This window comes from Amycolatopsis thailandensis (genome assembly GCF_002234405.1).
GTDB classification, from domain to species: Bacteria; Actinomycetota; Actinomycetes; order Mycobacteriales; family Pseudonocardiaceae; genus Amycolatopsis; species Amycolatopsis thailandensis.
In genome coordinates this window covers 1-713 of record NZ_NMQT01000207.1, presented here as the reverse complement: position 1 = coordinate 713, position 713 = coordinate 1, and the positions used below count along the sequence as shown (strand labels likewise).

Below are 713 nucleotides of genomic sequence, written 5' to 3'. Positions count from 1 at the left end.
GGTGAGCTCGGGGATGTCGAGATCGCGCTCGGCGAGCTCGGGGAGCCGTTCGAGCCAGCGGACGGCGTCGTAGCCGATGTAGCCGACCATCCCGCCGGTGAGCGGCGGCATCCCGGGCAGCTGCTCGGTGTGCAGCGCGGCGACGGTCTCGCGCAGCACGGTGAGCGGGTCGCCCTCGGTCGGCAGGCCGACCGGCGGGGTGCCGGTCCACACGGCCTTCCCGTCACGCACGGTCAGCGCGGCGGGGCTGTCGACGCCGATGAACGACCATCGGCTCCAGGAAGCGCCGTTCTCCGCCGATTCGAACAGGAACGTCCCCGGCCGGTCAGCGGCGAGCTTGCGGTAGACCCCGATGGGGGTCTCACCGTCGGCGAGCACGCGACGGACAACGGGGATGACGCGACGGCCCTCGGCGAGCGCGCGGAACTCGTCGCGCGAAGGGCTGACCGAGCCGAGCCCCGACGGGCTGGCGTTTGCGGCGCTGACCATGTCGCTCATTGTGCTGCAACGGCCCGGCGGCCGGGGACCGGGGATGAATTCAAGGATTGTTGAATTTCGCGCCCGGTCCGTTCATGATGACGCCATGGCTGGTGAAGACACTACCGTCCGGCGCCGGGGACGGCGTCCCGGCGGGCAGGACACCCGCACCGCGCTGATCGAAGCGGCACGCGCGGTGTTCGGCGAGAGCGGCTTCGACGGCGCGACGGTGCGCG

The 713-nt window shown here is 71.8% G+C and carries 2 pseudogenes; one reads left to right on the top strand and one right to left on the bottom strand.

The features are described 5' to 3' along the window. Positions 1-489: pseudogene (locus CFP71_RS41110) on the bottom strand (anthranilate synthase component I); the annotation flags it as partial. A gap of 94 nt (positions 490-583) precedes the next feature. Here CFP71_RS41110 and CFP71_RS45225 point away from each other — a divergent pair. Then, positions 584-713: pseudogene (locus CFP71_RS45225) on the top strand (TetR/AcrR family transcriptional regulator); the annotation flags it as partial.